Here is a 22,490-nt window from a genome sequence, read left to right as displayed (position 1 = left end):
CCCGCCTGCCGACATCCCCCGCCTTCTCCCCTCTCCGCTCCTGGAAATGCCGTTTCTTTCGTCCCGCAATTCCTTTTGGTCCTGGATACGACGTATCCTTTAACAAACGATTCACTTTGACGCTAGATACGTCGTATCCTTTAACAAATAGTTTACTTTGACGCTAGATACGTCGTATCCTTTAACAAATGATTTACTTTGACGCTGGATACGACGTTTCCTTTAACAAATAATTCATTTTGATGCTGGATATGCCGTATCTTCCGCCAAATAATTCACTTTGGAGCTGGATATGCCGTATCTTCCGCCAAACAAATCCTTTTGGAGCTGGATACGACGTATCCGCAAGGCGGAGGAAGGAGAAGGAAGGCATGCCGACTGACGCGCCTTACGCGGAAAAGGAAAGAAACGAGAGGAAGGGGATGACGACAGGCGGCGCTTCCGCTGAAAAAGAAAGACGGACGCACGGACACAGAAACACCGCGCAACCAACCTCGTGAAGGAAGATTGCGCGGTGTCACGGTCACAGGGACGCAGGATGCGCTAGAAGAGGAAGCGCAGGATGTCGTTGAAGTTCGCCCAGATGAGGAGCAGGAACAGAATCGCCATGCCTGTCACCTGTGCACGCTCCATGAACTTGTCGCTGGGCTTGCGGCGGGCGACAATCTCGTAGATGAGGAAGAGCACGTGCCCGCCGTCGAGCGCGGGGATGGGCAGGATGTTCATGAAGGCAAGGATGATGCTCAGGAAGGCGGTCATCTCCCAGAAACGGGGCCAGTTCCACTCCGTGGGGAAGATGCTTCCGATGGTGCCGAAACCGCCCAGGCTGGCGGCGCCCTCCTTGCTGAAGACGTACTTCATGTCGTTCACGTAACCCTTGAGGACGTTCACCCCGTGGGTGATGCCGGCGGGGAACGAGGACAGGAAGCTGTATTCGACCACGTGCGGCTTGTAGTAGTCGGTCAGCGGGGCTGCCACGACGCCTGCCACGAAGGTGGAGTCAAGCTGCATGTGCAGGGTGTCGGTGACGCCCGATGCACGGACGACGGCAAGCGAGACGTCGGCGTATTCAGCACGTGCGTCGGGTTTCATGGCTGCCTTGTCGCGCAGCGAGGAGAGTCCCTCCTGAAAGGCGTTCCAGGAGTTGAGCGGCTTGCCGTTGAGGGCAATCAGGCTGTCGCCACGCTGCACGCCTGCCCGTCCGGCAGGGCTTCCGGGAAGGACGGAATCGACCTTGGCGGGGATGAGCATGTCGACGAAGATGGGTTGTTCCTTGCCGACGGTCAGCAGGCTGAGGTCGTCGGGGATGTAGACCTGTTCCTCGCGTCCGTCGCGGCGGACGGTGACAACCTTGGCGTCGACAATGTCGCGCAGCATGTCCATGCCGTAGCGTTCGAAGGGTTTGTCGTCGGCACGCAGGAGGATGTCTCCGTCGCGGAAGCCGATGCTCTGTGCACGTTCGTTGAACTTCATGCCGCGGTCCATCTCAGGGAGCGAATAGTAGCTGTCGCCCCAGGTGAAGAGAATCATCGAGTAGATGAACAGGGCGAGGAGGAAGTTGAACAGCACGCCGCCAATCATCACCAGCAGGCGTTGCCAGGCGGGTTTCGAGCGGAACTCCCAGGGTTGGGGCGGCTTTGCCATCTGTTCCTTGTCCATCGACTCGTCAATCATGCCGGCAATCTTCACGTATCCGCCCAGGGGCAGCCAGCCGATGCCGTACTCGGTGTGGCTGTTCTTGGGTTTGTAGCGGAAGAGGGCAAACCAGGCGTCGAAGAACAGATAGAACTTCTCCACCCGTATCTTGAACAGGCGGGCGAAGAGATAGTGCCCTCCTTCGTGGATGATGACGAGCAGGGAGAGCGACATCATGAGTTGCAGGGCGCGGATTAAGAATGTTTCCATTTGTGTTCGTTTGTTTTTTAGGATTTATAGGGGGACGTACGTTCCGTGCGTCCGGTGAATTTTACGGGTTCAGTGTCGGTGTGCCTCCGGATGTCACCAGCTCTTCCGCCACGCGGCGTGCCTCGGCGTCGGTCGCCACATAGTCGTCGTACGTGGGTCTGCCGACGAAGGAGACGCGCTCCATCGTGCGGGCGATGACGTCGCTCATGCCGAGGAAGGAGATGCGGTCGTGGAGGAATGCCTCGACGACGACCTCGTTGGCGGCATTGACGATGCAGGGCATGTTGCCTCCGCGGTGGAGGGCATCGTAGGCGAGTGCCAGGTTGCGGAAGCGGCGTGTGTCGGGTTGCTCAAAGGTCAGCTCATGGAAGCGGGTGAAGTCGATGCGCTCGACCGACAGCGGGAGCCGCCTGGGATAGGAGAAGGCGAACTGGATGGGCACGCGCATGTCGGGCATGCCGAGTTGTGCCTTCACTGCCCCGTCGGCGAACTGCACCATGGAGTGAATGATGGACTGCGGATGGACGACGACCTCGATTTGCTCGGGACGTACGCCGAAGAGCCAGCGTGCCTCCATGACCTCGAAGCCCTTGTTCATCATCGAGGCGGAGTCGATGGTTATCTTCGCTCCCATGTGCCAGTTGGGGTGCTTGAGCGCCTGCTCCCGGGTGACGGTGGCAAGCTGTTCGGCAGTGAGTGTGCGGAAGGGTCCGCCCGATGCGGTGAGGATGACCTTCTCCAGGGGATTGCCCGGCTCCAGGCATTGGAACACGGCGGAGTGCTCGGAGTCCACCGGCAGGATGGGGACGTGGTATTCGTCCACGAGGCGGGTGATGAGGTCGCCCGCCACGACGAGCGTCTCCTTGTTTGCCAGCGCGATGGCTTTCCCGGCACGGATAGCGTTCATCGTGGGGCGCAGTCCGGCGTAACCCACCATGGCGGTGAGCACGATGTCGATGGGTGCGGACTCCACAATCTGGCAGAGGGCGTCTTCGCCGGCATAGACCTTGATGGGGAGGTCGGCGAGGGCGTCTTTCAGCCGGGCATACTTGTCGGGATTGGCTATCACGACGGCTTCGGGCATGAAACGTCGGGCTTGCTCGATGAGCAGGTCCACCTGGTTGTGCGCCGTCAGTGCGTAGGCTTCATAGAGGTCGGAGTGCTCGGCGATGACTTGCAGCGCCTGCGTGCCGATGGAGCCTGTCGAGCCCAGGATGGCTATTTGTTTTTTCATTGGTTCGGTTGCTTTATTCATGGATGTGAGGATTTAGAAGACGATGAATTGGGCGGGGTTGAGCACCTGTCCGCGGTGCCACAGCTCGAAGTGGAGGTGCGGTCCGCCGGTGGTGCCGTCGGGGCGTCCCACGAGGGCGATGACTTCGCCTGCCGCGACCTTGTCGCCGAGCTCCTTGAGCAGGGAGCCGCAGTGCTTGTAGACCGAGACGAGGTTGCTGCCGTGTTGCAGGGCGATGACGTGTCCGGCGTCCGCTGTATAGCCGCTGAAGATGACTGTCCCGTCGAGCGTGGCGAGGATGCTCTCGTCGGCTCCGGCAGCGATGTCCACGCCGAAGTGGCGGTCGTCGGGATTGAAGTCATGGGTCAGCATGCCGCGCACGGGACGGTAGAAGATGGCGTCCGCCACCCCGGTGCGCCCCTTGACGGCGGCAAGGTTGTACTTCTCCTGCTCCTCGAATTCCTTGCGGAAGCGCTCTTCGTTCTGCGTACGTTCCATCAGTGCCTCGGAGCGTTGCACGGTGAGCGAGTCGATGGAGCGGACGGAGTCGGGCTTCACCTCGCCGCGGATAATGTCCTGGATGTTCATGATGTAGAGGTTCTGGCGGTCGAGCAGTCGGTGGAGCGAGTCGGCGAGCAGGGCATTGTCGACAATCTGCTTGCGCACCTCGCTGTTCATGTAACCCGGCAGGTAGTTGCGCAGGGGCGTGAACGAGACGATGAGGGCGACGATGACGAACAGCACCACGCAGACCGCCAGCAGCACGGACAGTCCGTTGAGCTTCGACACGTGCAGCCCGACAACCTCCTCGAGGGTGCTCTCGTTGACGATGGTCAGCTTGTACTTGAACTTGATGTTATGCCAAAACCGCTTTCTCTTCATGGGTGGATGCTCCGTGATGAATGGTTACTCTTCCTGTTCCGCTGCGGGGACGCTGTCGAGATGGAGCAGTCCGTCAGGCAGCTGCAGCAGCATCTTCCGGTGCTCGTGGTCCAGTTCGCGGATGAACTCTTCCCGTGCGGGGACGAGCAGCTCGCGTCCGTCGTGATTGATGACGAACAGGGTGTTGATGGTCGACTCGTCCACGTGGGTGACGGGGCCCAGGTCGCCGTGATGCACGTCCGCCACCTCGAAACCGACGAAGTAGGCCCATGACAGCTCGTCGCAGTCCGCCTCGGTGGCAAGGTGGAGGGGGAAATAGACTTCCACGTTGGTGAAGCGCCGCGCCTGTTCCGCCGTGTCGATGTCCTCAAACTTGACCAGCGCCACGCTGTCGGACTTGAAGCGGTACTCCTCGATGAAGAACGGCACGAGGATGCCGTCCATGAGGCAAATCAGGTAGTCGCAGTCCACGCGGTCGAACACATCGTCGGTGAAGGTGAATGCGACCTCCCCCTTGACGCCGTGCGGCTTGTTGAGCACACCTATTTTATATACGTCTTCTTTCTTTATCATGAGTCAGTTTGTTCAGATTCGTGTGATGCCCGCCCCCAGTGCGTTCAACCGCCGTTCGATGTCCTGATAGCCACGGTCAATCTGCTCCACGTTGCTGATGCGGCTGATGCCGTCGGCACTCATGGCGGCAATGAGCAGGGCGATACCGGCACGGATGTCGGGCGATGCCATGTTCCCTCCTCTCAGGCGGAACTTGCGGTCGTGCCCGATGACCACGGCGCGGTGCGGGTCGCACAGGATGATTTGCGCTCCCATGTCGATGAGCTTGTCGACGAAGAAGAGGCGGCTCTCGAACATCTTCTGATGGATGAGCACGCTGCCCCGTGCCTGTGTCGCCACCACGAGCATCACGCTCAGCAGGTCGGGCGTCAGTCCGGGCCAGGGCGCATCGGCGAGTGTGAGGATGGAACCGTCCATGAACGACTCCACGGCGTAGTATTTCTGCTCGGGGACGAAGATGTCGTCGCCCCACTGTTCGAGCGTGATGCCCAGCCGACGGAAGCTCTCGGGGATGATGCCCAGGTTCTCGTAGGAGACGTTCTTGATGGTGATTTCGCTCTGTGTCATGGCAGCCATGCCGATGAAGCTTCCCACCTCGATCATGTCAGGCAGGACGGTGTGCTCGCATCCGTGCAGCTCCTCCACCCCTTCGATGGTGAGGAGGTTGGAGGCGATTCCGCTGATGCGTGCGCCCATGCGGTTGAGCATGCGGCAGAGCTGTTGTATGTACGGCTCGCAGGCAGCGTTGTAGATGACGGTGGTCCCTTCCGCCTTCACGGCAGTCATGATGATGTTTGCCGTTCCGGTGACGGACGCCTCGTCGAGCAGCATGTACGTCCCCTTCAGGTGTTCTGCCTTGATGACGTATGCCTTCAGTTCCTCGTCGTAGTGGAATTCCGCTCCCAGACGTTGGATGCCGATGAAGTGGGTGTCGAGCCGACGTCGTCCGATCTGGTCGCCACCGGGTTTGGCATAAACGGCCTGTCCGCAACGTCCCAGCATCGCCCCGATGAGCATCACCGAGCCGCGCAGCTTGGCACACTTCTTCAGGAACACTTCTCCGGAGGCGAACTCCAGGTCCACATCGTCGGCGATGAAGCTGTAGGAGCTGACCCCTTCGCGCGTCACCTTCACCCCCATGTCGCGCAGCAACTGGATGAGGTTGTTCACATCGAGGATGTCGGGCACGTTATGAATGGTCACTTTTTCGCGTGTCAACAACGTGGCACAAAGAATCTGGAGTACTTCGTTCTTGGCTCCCTGCGGATAGATGTCGCCCTTGAGGCGATGTCCGCCTTCTATCACAAATGCTGCCATAGTGGTTAGTTTTTAAGGTTGACGAGAGACGGGGGGACGTCTCCACGTTTCAATATTTGCGTTTCTGGTTATTGTTCGAATAGCGTTTGCGCTGCTGCTGGAACTGCCGCTGCGGCTGTTGGTGCTGCTGCGGTGCGGTGATGCCCAGGTGGAAGTTCTCGTCGCTCAGACGGATGGCTCCTCCGGACATCTCGTAGATGTCGTCATAGATTTTCTGGTCTTCCACCGTGTCCTTGTTCCAAGTGATGTAGTCCTTCTTCATGTGGCTTGCCGTCAGGGCAATGAGCTGGTCGCGCTCTTCGCCTTCAGGCATCTCCACGGCTTTCTGGATGAGCAGCTCGATGGCACGCCCGTAATGCCGGTAGCGGATTTTGCCGCTGGAATAGGGGATGCGGTCAGGCTTCACGTTCAGGTAGTCCGGACGGACAATCTCATAGGGGTAGTCGATGTCCAGCTTGAAGTCCGACATGATGGCGAGGTGGTCCCACAGCTTGTGCTTGAAGTCGGGGACTTCGCGCAGTTGGGGGAACATGCCTCCCATGATGTTGACGATGGTGTTGGCACAGCGTTGACGTTCTGCACGGTCTTCGATGGTCAACGCATGGTCGACCATGTTCTGCACGCTCCGTCCGTACTCCGGAAGCGCCATTTTCTTACGTTGGGTGTTATAATTGTATTCTTGATTCATAATTCGTTGGTTGAAAAAAAAGAGGGAAACGGGGGAGACAGGCCTATCGGTTTCACGGGAATGCCCGTCTCACAGCAGCTTCTTCGGTTTGGAAGCCACAAACTCCTTCAGGTAGAACGGTTCGAAATAGGCGACGTCCTTGAAGTCTCCGCGGGCAAATGCCTTCTCGGCAAGGGGGAACATCCACTTGGCAAGCGGATGGATGTCCTCGACAAAGCGCGCATTGGGATGCAGGATTTTCTCCTTGCACTTGGCAGCACCGTTGCCGAAGAAATAGACCGGACCGCGGTTGAGGTAGTCCTCGTAGGACGACTCGTCGATGATGACCGCCTCAATCTCGCGCACGGGATGCAGGGCACGGTCGTAGAGGGCTGCATAGACCTCCATCCGTCGGGCATCAATCATCGGGCAGAGCAACGCATCCTCGGGCAGCTCTTCATCCAGCAGCAAGGGGACACACATCACTTCCGGCGTCGGGATGCCAATAAGCGGAAGGTTGCGTCCGTAGCAGATGCCCTTTGCCATCGAAACACCGATGCGCAGACCCGTATACGAACCGGGACCACAGCTCACCGCCACGGCGTCGAGAGGGATGGCATGGCTGTCGGCAAACGACAGTGCCTCGTCCACATATACGCCCAGCGTCACGGCATGGGAGGGTCCCTCGAAATCAGTCTTTGAAAAGATGCATTGTCCGTCTTCGCTCAACGCCACCGAGCACACCTGCGTTGAGGTCTCAATATGCAATATACACGACATAATTCAGTTTCTTCTTTAGCGTAAGTTCCGCATACGCCCAACTTCCAGTCAACGGAGGGAGATTCAATGGAGATGAGACAAGGAAGCTCCCTGTCGACTACAACTTGAACATGCGAAAGTTGAATTCCTTTAATAATTAGGTGCAAAGGTAAACTTTTCGCTTATAAGTGCCACATAAAACGGAAGCGGATTGGCTGTTTTTAGTGAAAAATAGGAAACACGGGAGGCGTCAGGATACAACACAGGCGATAAAAATTGACAGATTGTAGCGAGGATTTACCTGCGAATCGTTACTTTTGCGACCGGATTCACATTTCACGATTAGCCAATCAAACATGCCCCTATGGACAACCTCGTAAAAGTCATTATCCCCATCTACCGCACCACGTTGAAAGACTGGGAGCGCGCCTCGCTCGACAACACCCTTCGCCTCCTGTCGGCCTACCCCATCCTCTTCCTGATTCCCGAAGGACTGGACATCCGTCCGCTCAGCACCGTCTATCCGTCGGTTGAAGTCATGCGGGTCAGCCCCGACTGGCTGGGCACCCGACGCGGCATTGCGGGCTACAACGAGATGATGCTGTCGCGCTCGTTCTACGACCTGTTTGCCGACACCGAGTACATCTTCATCTGCCACCTCGATGCCTGGCTGTTCCGCGACGAACTTGCCGCCTGGTGCCTGAAGGGCTATGACCTAGTGGCTGCTCCCTGGCCGTTGCGTCCGCGTTACCGCCGTTTCCCGTTCCGTCAGTGGCTTGCCCTGAAGGACTTTTTCAGCCGACGGGACCTTCCGCGTTCCCGCATGTTCGGGCGCATCGGCAACGGCGGTCTCTGCCTGCGTCGTGTGGCTGCCTTCCGTCAGGCATGCAGTACCTACGCCGACGAAATCGCCGCCTTCAACGCCCGTCAGGATGACCTCCACAACGAAGACATCTTCTGGGCGCTCGTTCCCCGTGAGTTCCGTTATCCGACGGTCGAGACAGCCCTCCAGTTTGCCTACGACCTGAAGCCCCAGGTCTGTCACGAGCTTAACGGACGCCGCCTCCCCATGGGTTGCCACGGGTTCATGCACAAGAGCCGCCTTCCCTTCTGGAAGCCTTTCATCCCGTGCATCCAGGAGCTGGGCTACTGACAGTTGGAAATAGTTATCCGTGAGACATCGGACCGAACGGTCATTCCCGGACAGGAAGTCTCTTCAGCCGATAAAAGGCACCGACAGAATCCTGTTCCACGGAAAGGACGCGGAACAGAGCTGCCGGGTCGTCCTTCCTGACCATCAGTTCCAGAACCGAAACCGGCAACGACAGGGTATCAAAAGGCTCGTCCGGAGAACACGCCGGGAGTCCGACGGGCTTGACAGCCAGCACGGAGTCCTGCGGAAGGGAACGCACGATGTCATCAGCACCCCTCCCCTCTCCCTTCGTGAACAGGAAATAGGCATAACGTTTCTTCGCATACAGGGAGTCTACCCAGTCGCTGCGGAACGTCACCATCTCCCGGCTGTCAATCACACGTCCCGCCCAGTCAATGCCTTGTTGGGCAAAGAAGGAACTAATCTGCCGACGGCACAGGACAAGTGCCACAAGGAGAACGGCAACAATGAGCAAAATGTATTTTCTTTTCATGGGGTCAGTTGGTAGAATGACCGATTCAGGGTAAAATTATGCAGCGCAAACATAATGTTTCCCCAGCATAATACCAAAAAAATAAAGGGAGCAAATCACAACCGGCAGAACAGGGAGACGAAGAACGGCATGCTGATTTCGATGAGCAGTCCGTGAATGATGGCCAACGGAATGGCATCCGGACCGGAATAGCGGGCTATGGCGGGCAACGAGATATCTGCCGAACCGATGCCTGCGGCGGAAATCGGAGCCAGGTAGCCGAAGTAGCGGCGGAACAGCGGAGCACAGAGCAGGGCTGCCATCTCACGGAAGATGTTTGAGAGCAGGGCGATGGTGCCCAGTTCGGTAGCGACCTGAACACCCAAGGAAGCCGACTTGATCTCGGTAATCAGGATGGATGACACGGAATAGTAGGCAAAACCGCTGCCGACCGCCATGCAGTCGAACGCCGTCCACCGACTCAACAGGAATCCGCCCATCGCCGAAAACAGCAGCGTACCACCAACCGTGGCCAACGGCAACAGCAAGGCATCCGGACGCAACGAAGCGACAATCTGTTTCGGGTCGCGGCTGCAACCCAGACTGATGCCCAGCAGAAGCATCAGCAGATAGAGCACATAGACCGACGCACGATGGGTGTCGACACTCACCGAGGCACAGGCTCCGACAACCCCACCCAGCAGAAAAAACAGCAACGTAATCAGACTACTTCTCATGGCTTGCTCCTTTCTTATTGAAAAACAGGTGATACACCAACACCGAACCCAACAGGCTTCCCAGAACGCTGAGCAACGAAATGACTGCCGCCTGTCCGCAGAAATAACTCAGATGGTCGACAATCAGACGATTTTGTCCGATGGAACATCCCAGCAGTCCCAGCATCAGCCAGACCACCCCATGAATCAAGGAATTGACTTTACGAATCTTCGAACGGTTGCGCAACGAATATCCTATCAGGACACCGAGCAACATCATCAAAATAAAAGTAAACATGGAAATTCTTCTTTTCTATTTTGCCGCACCCCCAGCCAACACAGACCGGGCACGACACAACTTCTTATTTTTCACCTATACAATACAAAAACAAATCACTCACAATACCAACCCATTACGGTATGTTCGTAAAATTAAAGGACCGTACAGACCAGATGATTTTCATATTCTACTTTCAATTTAAAACATTTTCCTTTTTCCAAAGCGGGCGCAAAATTAGATATTCTCTTCCACATACACAATAAAGGCGGAAAATAAAAACACAAAGACTACAAACAGAGATAAAAAGCGTCATTTTTCTATCAAAACAGAAGAAAACACATCCTTTCAATTTATTACTTCAAAGCACACATGCAAATACATCCATTCTTCCACTCTCCCTTTGTCAAAGTGTCAAAACGTCAAATGAACCCCTCTGAAAATGCATTCCTCGCACCAAAATACGGCTTGATGGATTCGGAGGGCCTTCTCGGGCGATTCGCGAAATACACATTGACACCCTATCCACTCATGCGACATCCAAACAGCACGAAAACAGACTCACGGGACATCATACGGGAACAATATCAGGAAACAGACCATACCTTTTCACACCTCTCAATCGGACGCTTCCGGCAACAAACTAGAGGTAAACAGTTCTAAAATAGTGTTTCAGAAATGCAAATCAAGTGTTTTTTCTTCCGAATAGTTGACTTCGGCGGATGAAACAATATTGTTTGGGACGTCAAACAATATTGTTTGAAGAGTGAAACAATATTGTTTCGCGGTATAATTATTCGTTTTTGCCCTGATTTCTACATATCCATGCAAACCGTTTCGCATGAATATTCCTAAAAAAGCCTACTTTGCCCGATTTTTCAAAAGTACGCGTTAGCCGGGAACGGCATTTTCATCAATTCTGTAAAGGGATTTGTCTGACTGGGTTGCAATCTGTCAACCATTCACGGATAACCATTCAGCCGAAAAAGAAATAATAGACAGCCCGTCCGCCCTCTTTCAGGATTTTGAGCGCCTTGCTCACATGATTTCGGACGGTATTGACGGAGATGTCGAGCCTCCGTGCAATCTCCTCATAAGTCAGTCCGTCACGTTTGCTGAGCAGGAAGGCTTCGCGACAACGGGTGGGAAGGGCATCGATGGCAGTCCACAGACGAGCCTCGACGAACGAACGTTCCTCACATTCTTCGTCAGTAAGGGGCTCCTCCAGATCAAGGGGACGCAGGTCTCTGAGAGCCAGCCCGGGGCTCCGGGCATCCAGGCAACGGTTCCTCACCATGGAATACATGTAAGACTTCACGTTTTCAATGGGAGTCCGGTCCGCCTTCATGCGGACCCACAAGTCGACGAAGCAATCCTGGACTACATCTTCGACCTCTTCCGTGTCACCTAAATAGTGGAGAGCATACAGACACAACGGACGATAATACAACCGGAATGCCTCGTTGATGGTCATTGGTTGACTGTTGAGCTTCATAAGTACCTAAAGATTCTCGTGTCACTAAAAAACTTCCGGAAATTCCGGAATGCTGCAAAGGTAGGTCTTTTCGGAATATTTCCGAATGACGGGAGGGATATTTTTCAGCGTAACCTATCAGACACTGATAAAGTGCACAAAAGAGCAGAAGCAAAAAGATTGAATTTTTAGCAAAAGCCGGCAGAAACAAATTTATTTGTTTACCTATTTAGAAACAAAAAATCTTATCTTTGCAGATGCAATTAAGAAACGACATGAACGGACATCCTATAACGATAGTACTAAGCGATGAGGCAAAAGCCTTCATAAAGCTACAACCATTCAAGGCTCAACAGAAGATTTACTACAACATCTTCAAGGTTGAAGGCGGCGTTATGGATAAAGAACTCTTTAAGAAGTTAGAGAACTCCGAGATATGGGAGCTGCGAACGCTCTTTAATGGCATTTGTTACCGATTGTTTGCCTTTTGGGATAATGAAATCAATGTGTTGGTTATGGTAACACACGGAATTGTGAAAAAGACACAGAAAACACCGAAAAAAGAGATAGAAAAGGCAGAGAGAATAAGACAGGAATATTTTAACGATAAAAAATAATAAAGGTTATGGCAAAGATGAATTTCACACCAGCAGACGAGATGAAAGATGAGCTTTGGGGACCCATCGGTACTCCAGAACGTGACGCAATGGAAGCACAGCTCAAAGAGGACATACAAGCCTACTTTGTCGGAGAGGCTATCAAAAAGGCACGCCTCCAACAGAATCTTACACAGGAGGAGCTGGGAGAGCGGATAGGAGTGAAACGCTCTCAAATATGCAAGTTGGAAAGCGGTAAAAGCTCCATGACTCTTTCTACCATGAGCAGAGTATTCCAAGCGCTGGGCATAACAACGGCTACACTCGATCTGGGAATAGCCGGAAAGGTTGCTTTGTGGTAAGAGAAAAGACGGCACGACAACAAGGGGGATGCACCTGGTCCGGTGAATCCCCCAAAGATTCTCTGGGGCATTTGGAGTTTTTTTCCTACTTTTGCAGCCGTTATTCCAACTTAATACACTGACATTTATGATCAAACAGTTCTTTTCGTTGATGAGGCGATACATTGCGCCCTATCGCAAATACCTGACTTGGGCGTTGATATTGAACTTCGTTTCCCAATGGTTGAACGTATTCTCTTTTGCCGCTATCATCCCTATTCTGAACATCTTGTTCAAAATCGACACAAAGACCTATGAGTACATCCCCATGGAGTGGAACCATCTGGACAAGGACGTGTTGATCAACAATGCTTATTACTACATCAGCCAGATTATCTATACGCACGGCGCATTCATCACCCTCATCATCATGGGGTGCATCCTCATCGTGATGACCCTGCTCAAGACGGCCGGCTATTTTGCCTCATCAGCCGTCATGGTACCGCTCCGCACCGGTATCGTCCGCGATATCCGCATCCAGGTATACAACAAGGTGCTGCGCCTGCCGCTGAGCTTCTTCTCGGAAGAGCGGAAGGGTGACATCATTGCCCGTATGAGTGCCGACGTGACTGTGGTGGAGAACTCGCTGACCAGCTCCATCGACATGCTGATCCGCAACCCGATAGCCTTGCTCGTGTGCTTCATCACCCTGTTCACCATCAGCTGGAAGATGACCCTGTTCGTGCTCGTGGTACTGCCTCTGGCAGGATGGATCATGGGTACGGTGAGCCGCAAGCTGAAACGTCAGTCCACGGAAGCACAGTCACAGTGGGGCGACATCATGTCCCAGCTCGACGAGACGTTGGGCGGACTGCGCATCATCAAGGCTTTCATTGCCGAACGGAAAATGGCAGACCGTTTTGAGAAGACCAACAACGAGTTCCGCCGTGCCATGAACGAGATGGTCATCCGCCAAAGCTCTGCCCACCCGATGAGTGAGTTCCTGGGTACGTGTGTCATCGTCATCGTGCTGTGGTTCGGCGGTTCACTCATCCTGAACACGGAATATGCACCGATGGATGCCGCCACCTTCATCTTCTACCTCGTCATCCTCTACAGCATCATCAACCCGCTGAAGGAGTTTGCCAAAGCGTTCTACAACGTCCCCCTGGGACTGGGAGGCATGGAGCGCATCGACATGATCCTGAAAGCCGAGAACCCCATCAAGGAACCTGCCCAACCGAAACCGCTCGACGAGTTCCGGGAACAACTGGAGTTCCGCAACGTGGGCTTCAGCTACCTCCCCGGACGCCCTGTCCTGAAACACATCAACCTGACCGTAGCCAAAGGCAAGACCGTCGCCCTCGTGGGACAATCCGGTTCCGGAAAGTCGACGATGGTAGACCTTGTACCCCGCTATCACGATGTCTCGGAAGGTGAGCTGCTCATCGACGGCAAGAACGTGAAGGATGTGTCCATCAGCAGCCTGCGTTCGCTCATCGGCAATGTCAACCAGGAAGCCATCCTCTTCAACGACACGTTCTACAACAACATCACCTTCGGTGTGGAAAATGCGACCATGGAACAGGTCATCGAGGCTGCCAAGATTGCCAACGCGCATGAGTTCATCATGGAGACGGAAAAGGGTTATGACACCATGATCGGCGACCGCGGAGGCCGACTCTCCGGCGGACAACGCCAACGTGTGAGCATCGCCCGTGCCATCCTGAAGAATCCGCCCATCCTCATCCTCGACGAGGCGACGTCGGCACTCGACACCGAGTCTGAACGTCTGGTACAGGAGGCACTGGAACGCCTGATGAAGTCGCGTACGACCATCGCCATCGCCCACCGCCTGAGCACCATCAAGAACGCTGACGAAATCTGTGTACTCTATGAAGGCGAAATCGTGGAACGTGGTACCCACGAGGAACTGCTGGCACTGAACGGGTACTACAAGAAACTGAACGACATGCAGAGTTTGTAAAAGAATGCCTTTATGAAACTGAGCATCATCACCATCTGCCTGAACAACCTGGAGGAACTGAAGCGTACGGTTGCTTCAGTCCTCCAACAAACCTGCAAGGAGTTTGAGTACATTATCATCGACGGTGGCTCCACGGATGGCTGCAAAGAATATATCGAAGGACTGGCCGGCGTCAGCCAATGGATAAGCGAACCCGACAAGGGAATCTATAACGCCATGAACAAAGGAATACGCATCGCCGGTGGAGAATATGTCTTGTTCTTGAATTCGGGAGATGAGCTCTACAATGACGGGGTACTGGCAGAAGCCCTTCCCTTATTAAAAGGAGAAGATTTCTATGTCGGACACTCCATGCTGAACCGCAACGGAAAATCAACCCTGCGAAAGACCCCTCAACAAATGTCAGTCCGCTTCCTCCTGGAAGACTCCATCATGCATCAAGCCACCTTCACACGTTCCGCTCTTCTGAAAGAACGTCCATACAACGAGCAACACAAAATCGTGTCTGACTGGGAATACTTTCTGCAGGAATGGGTGCTGCACAACCGTTCCTACGTTCCGCTTGACATCGTGATTTCCACCTTTTACCTGGGAGGCATATCGAGCAATGAGAAGAGTGCGCGCCTGAACGACGCAGAAAGAAAAGAAGTCATCGATGCCCTGCTCCCTCCCCGCGTACAGGCAGAGATATGCAATCATGACGCCTACTACCTGTTTGATGAAAAGCTGGAAAAGAAAATACAGAAAGCCCTGTCCCTGCCTCCCATCCAACGGGACATCAAGCTGCTAAGGAATGCCTTCAAATTCATGTGGAAAGATATCTGGAAGGCATGCCGCAAATCGTCCTGAACCGGCTAAATGCCATGATTCCCAGTAGGAACAGACGATTTGCACGTATATTCCTACCGGGAATCAGATAGACAGTTTTCAACATCCTCACATTGTGAGGCTCATTTCCGTTGGTATTCTTCCAGCACTTTCCGATAGACAGCCTCCGTAGCCTCAGCTGCCTTGTCCCATGAGAACAGTTTCAACCGTTCATTGCCCAGACGCACCAGTTCCTCACGCTTTTGCGGACTGTCCAATACGGAGCGAATTGCCTCAAACATCGAATCCTCAGAATAGGGGTCAAAATAGCAACCGGCCTCTCCTGCAATCTCCGGGAAACAGCTTGTATTGCTGAGAACTACCGGACACTGACAGGCGTAAGCCTCCAGTATAGGTATACCAAAACCCTCATACAAGGACGGATAAACAAAACAGAGGGCACGAGCATATAGTTCGCCCAACTCCTTGTCGGAAGCCTTAAGACAGAGAAGCCATTCCCCCAAGCCCAACTCTTCGATGGCAGCCCTTTCCTGGGCATCAAACCTGCGACCGGTACACACCACATATAAATCAGGATATACCTCACGCAGTTTGACAAATGCCTTCATGAAACGCCAGAAGTTCTTGTACAAGGAGCGTTCCCCTACATACAGGACGAAATGTTCAGGCAATTTCAGATTGAATCTACCGGTATGCGGCTTCATGCTGGTACTGTGATAAATGACGTCAATCTTCTCCGGGGCTATATGCAACAGCTCCACAATATCCTTCTTGGTATTCTCACTAATGGCAATGATGCGGGAAGCGCGGGTGATAACCTCTTTCTTCTCCTGGATGTACCGCTCGGCATCCGGAATACAGTCAGCAAAGCGTTCATGAATCATGTCATGCACCGTTATGACATAAGGTGCCTTCCCAATGTATTTGAGAAAATAAGGGTCATAATAAGTAGGATGAAAGACATAGTTGGTCTGCTCTCTCAGGGAACGGATTGACAGACGGTAGTTCTTGTGTTTGCACCACTCACCATAATGCTTGTAGAGGAAACGGAAGATCGGCACACGGTGCTTCCCCAGGTTCCAGGTCGTCAGGTAGTAATTGATGGTATAGCGTATCGCAATGTCATAACTGAGGTGCAGCCGGCGGATGATTTCACAGAAATAACGGGATATTCCTCCAAACCGCTGCATCTGGAAAGCCTGATAATCATAGAGCACATGCGGCTTATGCTCATTCCTCAAAAACAAAGAATAGAATAGTCTATGCATAATTATAAACTAGTTTAGTGTTGGTTATCTTCAAAAAGGCTTCATTCTTCCCGGAACAGATGGAGCAATGTATCTTTATGCCTGCTCCAATCCAATGTTGTCGAGAAATAGTCTTTTACCTGTTGCTGACACTGCTTATAGAAGGCCGTATCACACACCAGCCGGTTGATATGTCCGGCAAATGCAGCTGCCTCATCGGCCACCAGACAGCCATTGCGCGTTTTATCCGGCAAACCGTCAACTCCCCTTGACGTACAGACCACAGGTATGCCATAACTCATCGCCTCAACGACCTTGATTTTCATCCCGGTTCCATTCAACAAGGGACAGATGATGATATCCGTATGCCGATACATCTCATCCAAATCGGGAACATAATCTATTTGATGCAGATTCGGGTACTCAACATGAAGATGTCTGTTGACCTTGCCGACCACGGTCAGTTCCACTTCTGGCGACAGGCTGGGATATACCTCCTGCAGAAACCACTTCATCCCCTCTATGTTATAAGGATTGTCATACCCCACAAACACCACACGAGGGTGCTTCAACGTATCCGGTTCCGATGTCTCCACCACCTTACGCTCCACAATATGAGGAAGAAAGTCTACGTGATGCCGACCTTTCATCAGCTTCTCGATCCATATTTTCTCATCGTACGAAATGCAGGCAATGCGGTCAAAAACGGATATACGCTTCATTTCATCATCAAGCAAACTCCCGATCGCACTACTTTGTCCGGATACATAGGCTCCTACGGACAAAAGGTCCTCCATGAAATAAATCTTGCAGACGCCTTCATGTCCCCGATAATTTTCCGGTAGAAGCAAATCGGCCGTATAAGCATAAAACATGACAATATGCGTATAATCTCCGGCAGACACTATCTCATTGAATTGCTCCACCATACCGGGAGTTACCCAATTGTCCAGCATCTCTTGACGATGGCGTCCCAACAACCTGTTAAGGCGTCTCTTCCGTTTGGAATACCGGCGGACTTCAGCATAATCATACAGATAAAGCTTGTCCACCAGTGACTCTTCTTTATTCAATGCCGCAAATCCATCATACCGGGACACAAAGTTGCTTAACGCATACAGGTCAATCGTGTATCCCATCCGGCATAATTCCCGTGCCAATGCACGAATACGGGTATTTGTACCCATAGTATGCTCCAGGAAGTTGTGCGGATAAACAAATAAGATTTTCTTCATCATGGCATCTATTATTTCGCAAATACAGGACAACCTGCTTCCTTGACTTTCCACAACGGCAGCACACCGAACAGATAATACTTGGTCTTGTTGCCTCTCATGCGGCTTTTCAAAACGGGAAGAAAGCCGAACAGGTAATACCGCTTGTCCGAATGCTGACGCACCTGCATACGCCGGACGTACTCTTCAATCAAGGCATGTTGCCCGTACCGGGCAGGAACCCTGCATATCAGATCCAACTGTGCGTCAGGAGCCAGTTCTTCGAAAAAGCGTCTGTCCCAAAGCAAGAAACAATCATGTTGGCTCAACCCTACATGCTGTCCTATATACAGATAAAAAGCGGTTGAATGGTCGATGCGCGACTGATGCTGGCATTGTGAGGAATACCCTCCGACCCGATAAGTCACCAACTCATCATTCACCACCACGAAACGGGTATCCAGGGCACACAGATGAATCATTATTTCCGTATCTGCCGAAACCTTATAGTCCAGATTAAATCCACCCAGACTACGCAACAGTTCCGTACGGACAAACATCGTCTGGTGGCAATAATGGGACGCCCACGGCAAACGGGATAAATCGCCGGTCCATACCACTTCTTTTCCATCCGGATATTTCAAGACCGCATTCCCAAAAGAGTAGTCTGCGCCCTCCTTCTCCAATTGTTCCACACTCAGACGAACAGCCAACGGATTGTGAAAGAAATCATCGGTATTCAGGAAATTCACATACTTCCCTTTTGCTTTTGCCAATCCCTTGTTCATGGCATCATAAATACCCTTATCCGGTTCTGAGTATACCTTTATGTATCCTTTTTCCACATAAGGCTGCAAAAATTCAAGCGTACCGTCGTCCGACGCACCGTCAATCACCAAATGCTCAATGGAAGGATAACGCTGGCGGTGCACACTTTCGATGCATTCCTTGGCATATGCTTCACGTTTCTCCCTAAGCAGATTCCGGGTAATGGTAACAATTGTAACTAACGGATAAGATGTGTTGTCTCCTGTATTCATAGGATGGATTTAGAGAATTAGATTAGAATAGTTTAGTGTTTGTTTTCAGCTCAAGTATGCCCGTCAATTCCCCGTTCGCAACGTGTTCGTTTCTGCGTCATGGTCGAGTGGAGGATTTCATCATTACGCTCCACGCTTCCGCGTGACCGCCATTCATGGTAAAGATGAAAAGCAATGGCGGAAAATTTGATGACGCGTTTGCGAATACCGGAATTGATCAGCCGCTCGGCGAGTTCATTGTCTTCACGTCCCCATCCGGTAATGGCCTCATCATAGCCATTGACTGCAAAAATGTCCTTTCGCCAAAAGGCCATATTACAGCCCCGCACATAGAGTGTGTCATGTTGCCGGTAGTTCTCCTGGCTCTTTGTCAGAAACGGAAGCCGCAAACCATTCAGGCGGTTGTGAAGTCCGGGAGTGAACAGCGAAAATCTCCACCGATGTGTCCTGAGCAGGCGTTGGGTCAGCTCTTTGCCAATGACAACCCGGCTGCCTGTGACAAAACTTCCTTCCCGTGCAAAATGGAGATGGTCTTCCACAAAATGACGGTTCAGGATGATGTCACCGTCAATCTGAATGATATAAGGATGAGAAACTTGCAGAAAGGCCTGGTTCATGATTTGTGTCTTGCGGAAACCGTCGTCTTCATGCCAGACATGAAGCAGCGGCACGGGACACCGTTGGCGGAATGCCTCGATCAACCGACGTGTGTCATCACGCGAACCGTCGTCAGCAATGATCACCTCGTCGGGAAGCACGGTCTGATGCAGCACACTCTCCAGACAAAGAGAAAGCGCTTCCGGCCAATTGTAGGTAGATATAATCAAGGATGTGCTAAGCTGCATACATTCCATTTTGAGTTTCTTCGATTCGTCCGCATCATCTCTCCTTCTTCCCTTTCACAATCCCATTCTCACACCAGGAACGATGCTCGGCAATGACCTCGTCGAGCACCCGGTTATGGAACTCCAGGTTGGCACGGGAGGCGGGCTTGTGATAGAGGTGATACTCCACCCCGCCTGCCTTGAGGAACTTTTTCTTCACTCCGGCAAATATCAGGCGGTAGGCTATTTCAGTATCTTCCTGTCCCCACATGGTGAGGTCCTCGTTGTAACCGTTGACCTTCAGGAGGTCCTCTTTCCAGAATGCCATGTTGCACCCACGCAGGCGCTTGATGTTCTTCGGGAAATAGCGTTTCTCCAGGTAACGGCGTACCCACTTGGAACGGAAGGAGTTGAGCATATACATGAACGTCAGCTGAAAAAAGTAGGGGCGGAACTTACCCTTCGTCTTGAAGAAACGTTCCGTCTGATGGGGATCGACACCGACACGGCTACCGCAGACAAAGTAGTCTTTCTCGGCCAGCTCCAGATGGTCGGCTATGAAATGCTTGTCGAGTACGACATCGCCGTCAATCTGTATGATGTAAGGATGAGAGACTTTCATGATGGCCTTGTTGAGGATTTCCGTCTTGCGGAAGCCTCGGTCCTCGTGCCACACATGAACAATGGGTATGTCTGTTTCCTGGCGCAGCTCTTCGATCATCTCACGCGTATCGTCGCGCGAACCGTCGTCCGCAATGACAATCTCGGCAGGCTTGACTGTCTGACGGAATACACTACGGACACAAAGAGCCAGCGCATCTTTCCAGTTATACGTAGAGATTAGTACCGAAACAAACATAGAATATTTTTCTAATAAAAAACAATTGATGTATCCGTTAGTATCTCACACTTTTCATACACTCTTTCAGCAGAAGGACCTGTTGAAAAGTGCACAAAGATACATATAATATAAAGACCCGGACTGATTCAAGTCCGTTTTTTCACTCCAGCGGTCTTGCTACTGCTAAAAATGAGCAGTTTGACAGCTGAGGGGTACATGTCTTTATATGCAATAAATGTATAATAGAGAAAAACACTGCATCATCAAATGTTAAAAATGCACTTGAGACAAAGTCCTCCCGACAATCTCTCAAGTGCACCTGGGCCTACGATGCATCAGAACATATAGGCAACGGAAATCTGCCAAGTTTTCAATTTTGCGGACAAAGCATCTTCGCCGGCCTGCAAGACACCCTCATATTCGGCGGTCTTGCCTAACGGGATGTTATAGATGACACCGGCCTGCAGATGGCGGAGAATCTTAAGACCGGCTCCGAGATTCAGACTCAGGTTGGAGTTCTTGAAAGCAAACTTGCCGCCATCCTCCATCTGAACTTCATCGTCGTTCAGTCCAAAACCAAATTGGGGACCAGCCGCGATATAGACGCCCAACATGCTGCCCAAGCCGATGTTATACTTCAGGTTGATGGGAATTTCAAACGAACGGCGCTTCATCGTTTCATCATCTCCCTTCAGTCCGGTCTGCGAATAGAGCAAGGAACCGTCAATGCCCAGTCCCACCAGGGGAATGGTGAACTCTGCCGTCGGGCCGATAAAGAAACCTGTGAAATTGTCTGATTTCAGATTGCCACCTTTAAAGGATGCTTTCGCCAAGCTTACACCACCGCGCACACCCCATTGGAACTGGGCGTGTGAAGGAACTGCCACACAAAGTGCGGCCACAATCAGCAGGATACTCCAAAACTTCTTCATAATATTCTGTTTTTACGATTCAGACAATCGGCCGACATGACAGCTAACAGTTCAGACAGACATCGGAAGATTGATGGTTACAAAGGTATATCAATTTTCCATATTCCTTACATCCGATACTGTATATTTTGGTAAAAAATCAATATTATGCTATAGAACAATCCTTTTCTATATCGGAGCTGTAAGCTTATCAAGCATTACAGGATTACAACATACGAAGGAAACGAAACAACAAGAATTTACCATCCAAAAGAATCACTCTTCACCGGGAAATAAATGGAGAATCCAAAACTTCCTGTTACATTTGCGGCATGAATCTCTCAACATCTATGAATTGCTCATCCAAATTGTTTCTGGCTTTTCTGACAGCCTTCCTGCTGACCGTCAATTTGTCGGCAGGATGTCGGATTGAACGTCGGGTGATGCCCTGCAAGTTGTTGCAGGGAATTACGGAACGGGAATACTCCGTCTGCCTCCCGGCAAGTTATGATTTCCAAAAGGAACGGACCTATCCGGTGCTCTACCTGCTGCATGGCGGAGGGTGCCACCACACGGAATGGGAAGAGAACGGACGGTTGCAGGCCGTCGTGGACAGCCTGGTGGCACGGAAAGAAATGGAGGAAATGATTATTGTCTGTCCGGAAGCCTGCAAGGACAACATGATTTGGTTCAATGCGCCTCATTGGACCTATGAAGACTACTTTTTCCGGGAACTTATTCCCTACATCGAGCGCACTTATCGGGTAAAAGCCGACCGCAATCACCGCGGCGTGGCTGGTTTCTCCATGGGAGGTGGGGCTGCCGTAGCCTATGGGCTGCATCACCCCGAACTGTTCAGCATGGTGTTCGACATGAGCGGATACCTCCGACGCCAACCTCTCGAATTCCTGAAAAACGACCCGTCAGCAGAATGGCGGCAACAGGTGGTGGAGGACCATAATCCAATCCGGACGATAGAGAACGCCTCCTCGCAACAGGTACAGGCATGGAAGACCGTCCGATGGTTTGTGGATTGTGGAGACCAGGATTTCACCCTGGAAGGGAACATGGACCTGGTCAAGGCTTTCCGCCGGCAAGGCATCGGCTACCAGATGCGCGTCAGGTCAGGAGGTCATGACTGGAACTATTGGCACGGTTCGCTGGACCTGGCACTGACCTACTTCACACAGTGCCTGCCACAGGATTCATAAACGCCCAATACGACATCCCCT

The 22,490-nt window shown here is 52.4% G+C and carries 23 protein-coding genes; 6 read left to right on the top strand and 17 right to left on the bottom strand.

What is annotated here, in order from left to right; translation table 11 throughout:
• Positions 1 to 543 precede the first annotated feature (543 nt).
• From rseP to tsaB, 7 genes are all read right to left on the bottom strand, one after another.
• A complete protein-coding gene (gene rseP, locus C8275_RS05060) occupies positions 544 to 1,905 on the bottom strand; it encodes an RIP metalloprotease RseP (protein WP_106484345.1) in 1,362 nt (453 codons plus the stop codon).
• A 61-nt stretch (positions 1,906 to 1,966) separates the two neighbouring features.
• On the bottom strand, positions 1,967 to 3,139 hold the full coding sequence (locus C8275_RS05055; RefSeq protein ID WP_106484344.1) for a 1-deoxy-D-xylulose-5-phosphate reductoisomerase: 1,173 nt from the start codon (positions 3,137 to 3,139) through the stop codon (positions 1,967 to 1,969).
• 33 nt (positions 3,140 to 3,172) lie between these two features.
• On the bottom strand, positions 3,173 to 4,021 hold the full coding sequence (locus C8275_RS05050) for a M23 family metallopeptidase (RefSeq protein WP_106484343.1): 849 nt from the start codon (positions 4,019 to 4,021) through the stop codon (positions 3,173 to 3,175).
• A gap of 24 nt (positions 4,022 to 4,045) precedes the next feature.
• Entirely contained in the window at positions 4,046 to 4,594 is a 549-nt protein-coding gene (gene rimM / locus C8275_RS05045) for a ribosome maturation factor RimM (protein WP_106484342.1), read from the bottom strand.
• A gap of 12 nt (positions 4,595 to 4,606) precedes the next feature.
• Positions 4,607 to 5,911 carry a UDP-N-acetylglucosamine 1-carboxyvinyltransferase gene (gene murA / locus C8275_RS05040; protein ID WP_106484341.1) on the bottom strand — a complete coding sequence of 435 codons (1,305 nt, stop codon included), beginning with the start codon at positions 5,909 to 5,911 and terminating at the stop codon, positions 4,607 to 4,609.
• Between the two features lie 49 nt (positions 5,912 to 5,960).
• Complete coding sequence (locus C8275_RS05035) at positions 5,961 to 6,599, bottom strand: DUF4290 domain-containing protein (RefSeq protein WP_106484340.1); 639 nt, start codon at positions 6,597 to 6,599, stop codon at positions 5,961 to 5,963.
• A gap of 69 nt (positions 6,600 to 6,668) precedes the next feature.
• Complete coding sequence (tsaB, locus tag C8275_RS05030) at positions 6,669 to 7,358, bottom strand: tRNA (adenosine(37)-N6)-threonylcarbamoyltransferase complex dimerization subunit type 1 TsaB (RefSeq protein ID WP_022384690.1); 690 nt, start codon at positions 7,356 to 7,358, stop codon at positions 6,669 to 6,671.
• A 343-nt stretch (positions 7,359 to 7,701) separates the two neighbouring features.
• On the opposite strand from tsaB, the gene C8275_RS05025 reads away from it, so the two are divergent.
• Positions 7,702 to 8,490 (top strand): DUF5672 family protein, encoded by a 789-nt coding sequence (locus tag C8275_RS05025; RefSeq protein WP_106484339.1) that lies wholly within the window; start codon positions 7,702 to 7,704, stop codon positions 8,488 to 8,490.
• A 40-nt stretch (positions 8,491 to 8,530) separates the two neighbouring features.
• On the opposite strand, the gene C8275_RS05020 is transcribed toward C8275_RS05025, so the two are convergent.
• The 4 genes from C8275_RS05020 to C8275_RS05000 form a co-directional block, all read right to left on the bottom strand.
• Positions 8,531 to 8,983, bottom strand: a complete 453-nt coding sequence (locus tag C8275_RS05020) for a hypothetical protein (protein WP_157948174.1) — start codon at positions 8,981 to 8,983, stop codon at positions 8,531 to 8,533.
• Between the two features lie 95 nt (positions 8,984 to 9,078).
• Positions 9,079 to 9,699: a lysine exporter LysO family protein gene (locus C8275_RS05015; RefSeq protein ID WP_106484337.1), complete on the bottom strand. Its 621-nt coding sequence runs from the start codon at positions 9,697 to 9,699 to the stop codon at positions 9,079 to 9,081.
• Positions 9,689 to 9,976, bottom strand: coding sequence for a LysO family transporter (locus C8275_RS05010; RefSeq protein WP_022384694.1), 288 nt, complete (start codon positions 9,974 to 9,976; stop codon positions 9,689 to 9,691). The genes C8275_RS05015 and C8275_RS05010 overlap by 11 nt, the downstream gene beginning before the upstream one ends.
• 955 nt (positions 9,977 to 10,931) lie before the next feature.
• Positions 10,932 to 11,450, bottom strand: a complete 519-nt coding sequence (locus C8275_RS05000; RefSeq protein WP_106484335.1) for a sigma-70 family RNA polymerase sigma factor — start codon at positions 11,448 to 11,450, stop codon at positions 10,932 to 10,934.
• Positions 11,451 to 11,704: 254 nt separating this feature from the next.
• On the opposite strand from C8275_RS05000, the gene C8275_RS04995 reads away from it, so the two are divergent.
• The 4 genes from C8275_RS04995 to C8275_RS04980 all read left to right on the top strand — a co-directional run bounded on the left by C8275_RS04995 (position 11,705) and on the right by C8275_RS04980 (position 15,202).
• Positions 11,705 to 12,046 (top strand): type II toxin-antitoxin system RelE/ParE family toxin, encoded by a 342-nt coding sequence (locus tag C8275_RS04995; protein WP_106625730.1) that lies wholly within the window; start codon positions 11,705 to 11,707, stop codon positions 12,044 to 12,046.
• Between the two features lie 8 nt (positions 12,047 to 12,054).
• Positions 12,055 to 12,387, top strand: coding sequence for a helix-turn-helix domain-containing protein (locus C8275_RS04990; protein WP_106484334.1), 333 nt, complete (start codon positions 12,055 to 12,057; stop codon positions 12,385 to 12,387).
• A gap of 127 nt (positions 12,388 to 12,514) precedes the next feature.
• The gene (locus tag C8275_RS04985) at positions 12,515 to 14,353 is read left to right on the top strand and encodes an ABC transporter ATP-binding protein (protein WP_106484333.1); all 1,839 of its coding nucleotides are present in this window, start codon (positions 12,515 to 12,517) and stop codon (positions 14,351 to 14,353) included.
• A 12-nt stretch (positions 14,354 to 14,365) separates the two neighbouring features.
• Positions 14,366 to 15,202, top strand: coding sequence for a glycosyltransferase family 2 protein (locus C8275_RS04980; protein ID WP_106484332.1), 837 nt, complete (start codon positions 14,366 to 14,368; stop codon positions 15,200 to 15,202).
• Between the two features lie 101 nt (positions 15,203 to 15,303).
• Here C8275_RS04980 and C8275_RS04975 read toward each other — a convergent pair whose 3' ends face one another.
• The 6 genes from C8275_RS04975 to C8275_RS04950 all read right to left on the bottom strand — a co-directional run bounded on the left by C8275_RS04975 (position 15,304) and on the right by C8275_RS04950 (position 21,279).
• A complete protein-coding gene (locus tag C8275_RS04975) occupies positions 15,304 to 16,449 on the bottom strand; it encodes a glycosyltransferase family 1 protein (RefSeq protein ID WP_106484331.1) in 1,146 nt (381 codons plus the stop codon).
• 41 nt (positions 16,450 to 16,490) lie between these two features.
• On the bottom strand, positions 16,491 to 17,666 hold the full coding sequence (locus C8275_RS04970; RefSeq protein WP_106484330.1) for a glycosyltransferase: 1,176 nt from the start codon (positions 17,664 to 17,666) through the stop codon (positions 16,491 to 16,493).
• 8 nt (positions 17,667 to 17,674) lie between these two features.
• Positions 17,675 to 18,682 carry a glycosyltransferase family 2 protein gene (locus C8275_RS04965; RefSeq protein ID WP_106484329.1) on the bottom strand — a complete coding sequence of 336 codons (1,008 nt, stop codon included), beginning with the start codon at positions 18,680 to 18,682 and terminating at the stop codon, positions 17,675 to 17,677.
• 50 nt (positions 18,683 to 18,732) lie between these two features.
• On the bottom strand, positions 18,733 to 19,527 hold the full coding sequence (locus C8275_RS04960) for a glycosyltransferase family 2 protein (protein ID WP_234395706.1): 795 nt from the start codon (positions 19,525 to 19,527) through the stop codon (positions 18,733 to 18,735).
• 34 nt (positions 19,528 to 19,561) lie between these two features.
• Entirely contained in the window at positions 19,562 to 20,365 is an 804-nt protein-coding gene (locus tag C8275_RS04955) for a glycosyltransferase family 2 protein (protein WP_022385648.1), read from the bottom strand.
• A gap of 317 nt (positions 20,366 to 20,682) precedes the next feature.
• Positions 20,683 to 21,279, bottom strand: coding sequence for a porin family protein (locus tag C8275_RS04950; RefSeq protein ID WP_106484327.1), 597 nt, complete (start codon positions 21,277 to 21,279; stop codon positions 20,683 to 20,685).
• Positions 21,280 to 21,608: 329 nt separating this feature from the next.
• Here C8275_RS04950 and C8275_RS04945 point away from each other — a divergent pair, with 329 nt between their 5' ends.
• Positions 21,609 to 22,469: an esterase family protein gene (locus C8275_RS04945; protein WP_106484326.1), complete on the top strand. Its 861-nt coding sequence runs from the start codon at positions 21,609 to 21,611 to the stop codon at positions 22,467 to 22,469.
• Positions 22,470 to 22,490: the final 21 nt, after the last annotated feature.

This window comes from Bacteroides sp. Marseille-P3684 (genome assembly GCF_900291465.1).
GTDB lineage: Bacteria > Bacteroidota > Bacteroidia > Bacteroidales > Bacteroidaceae > Phocaeicola_A.
This window is presented reverse-complemented; position numbering and strand designations above follow the sequence as displayed.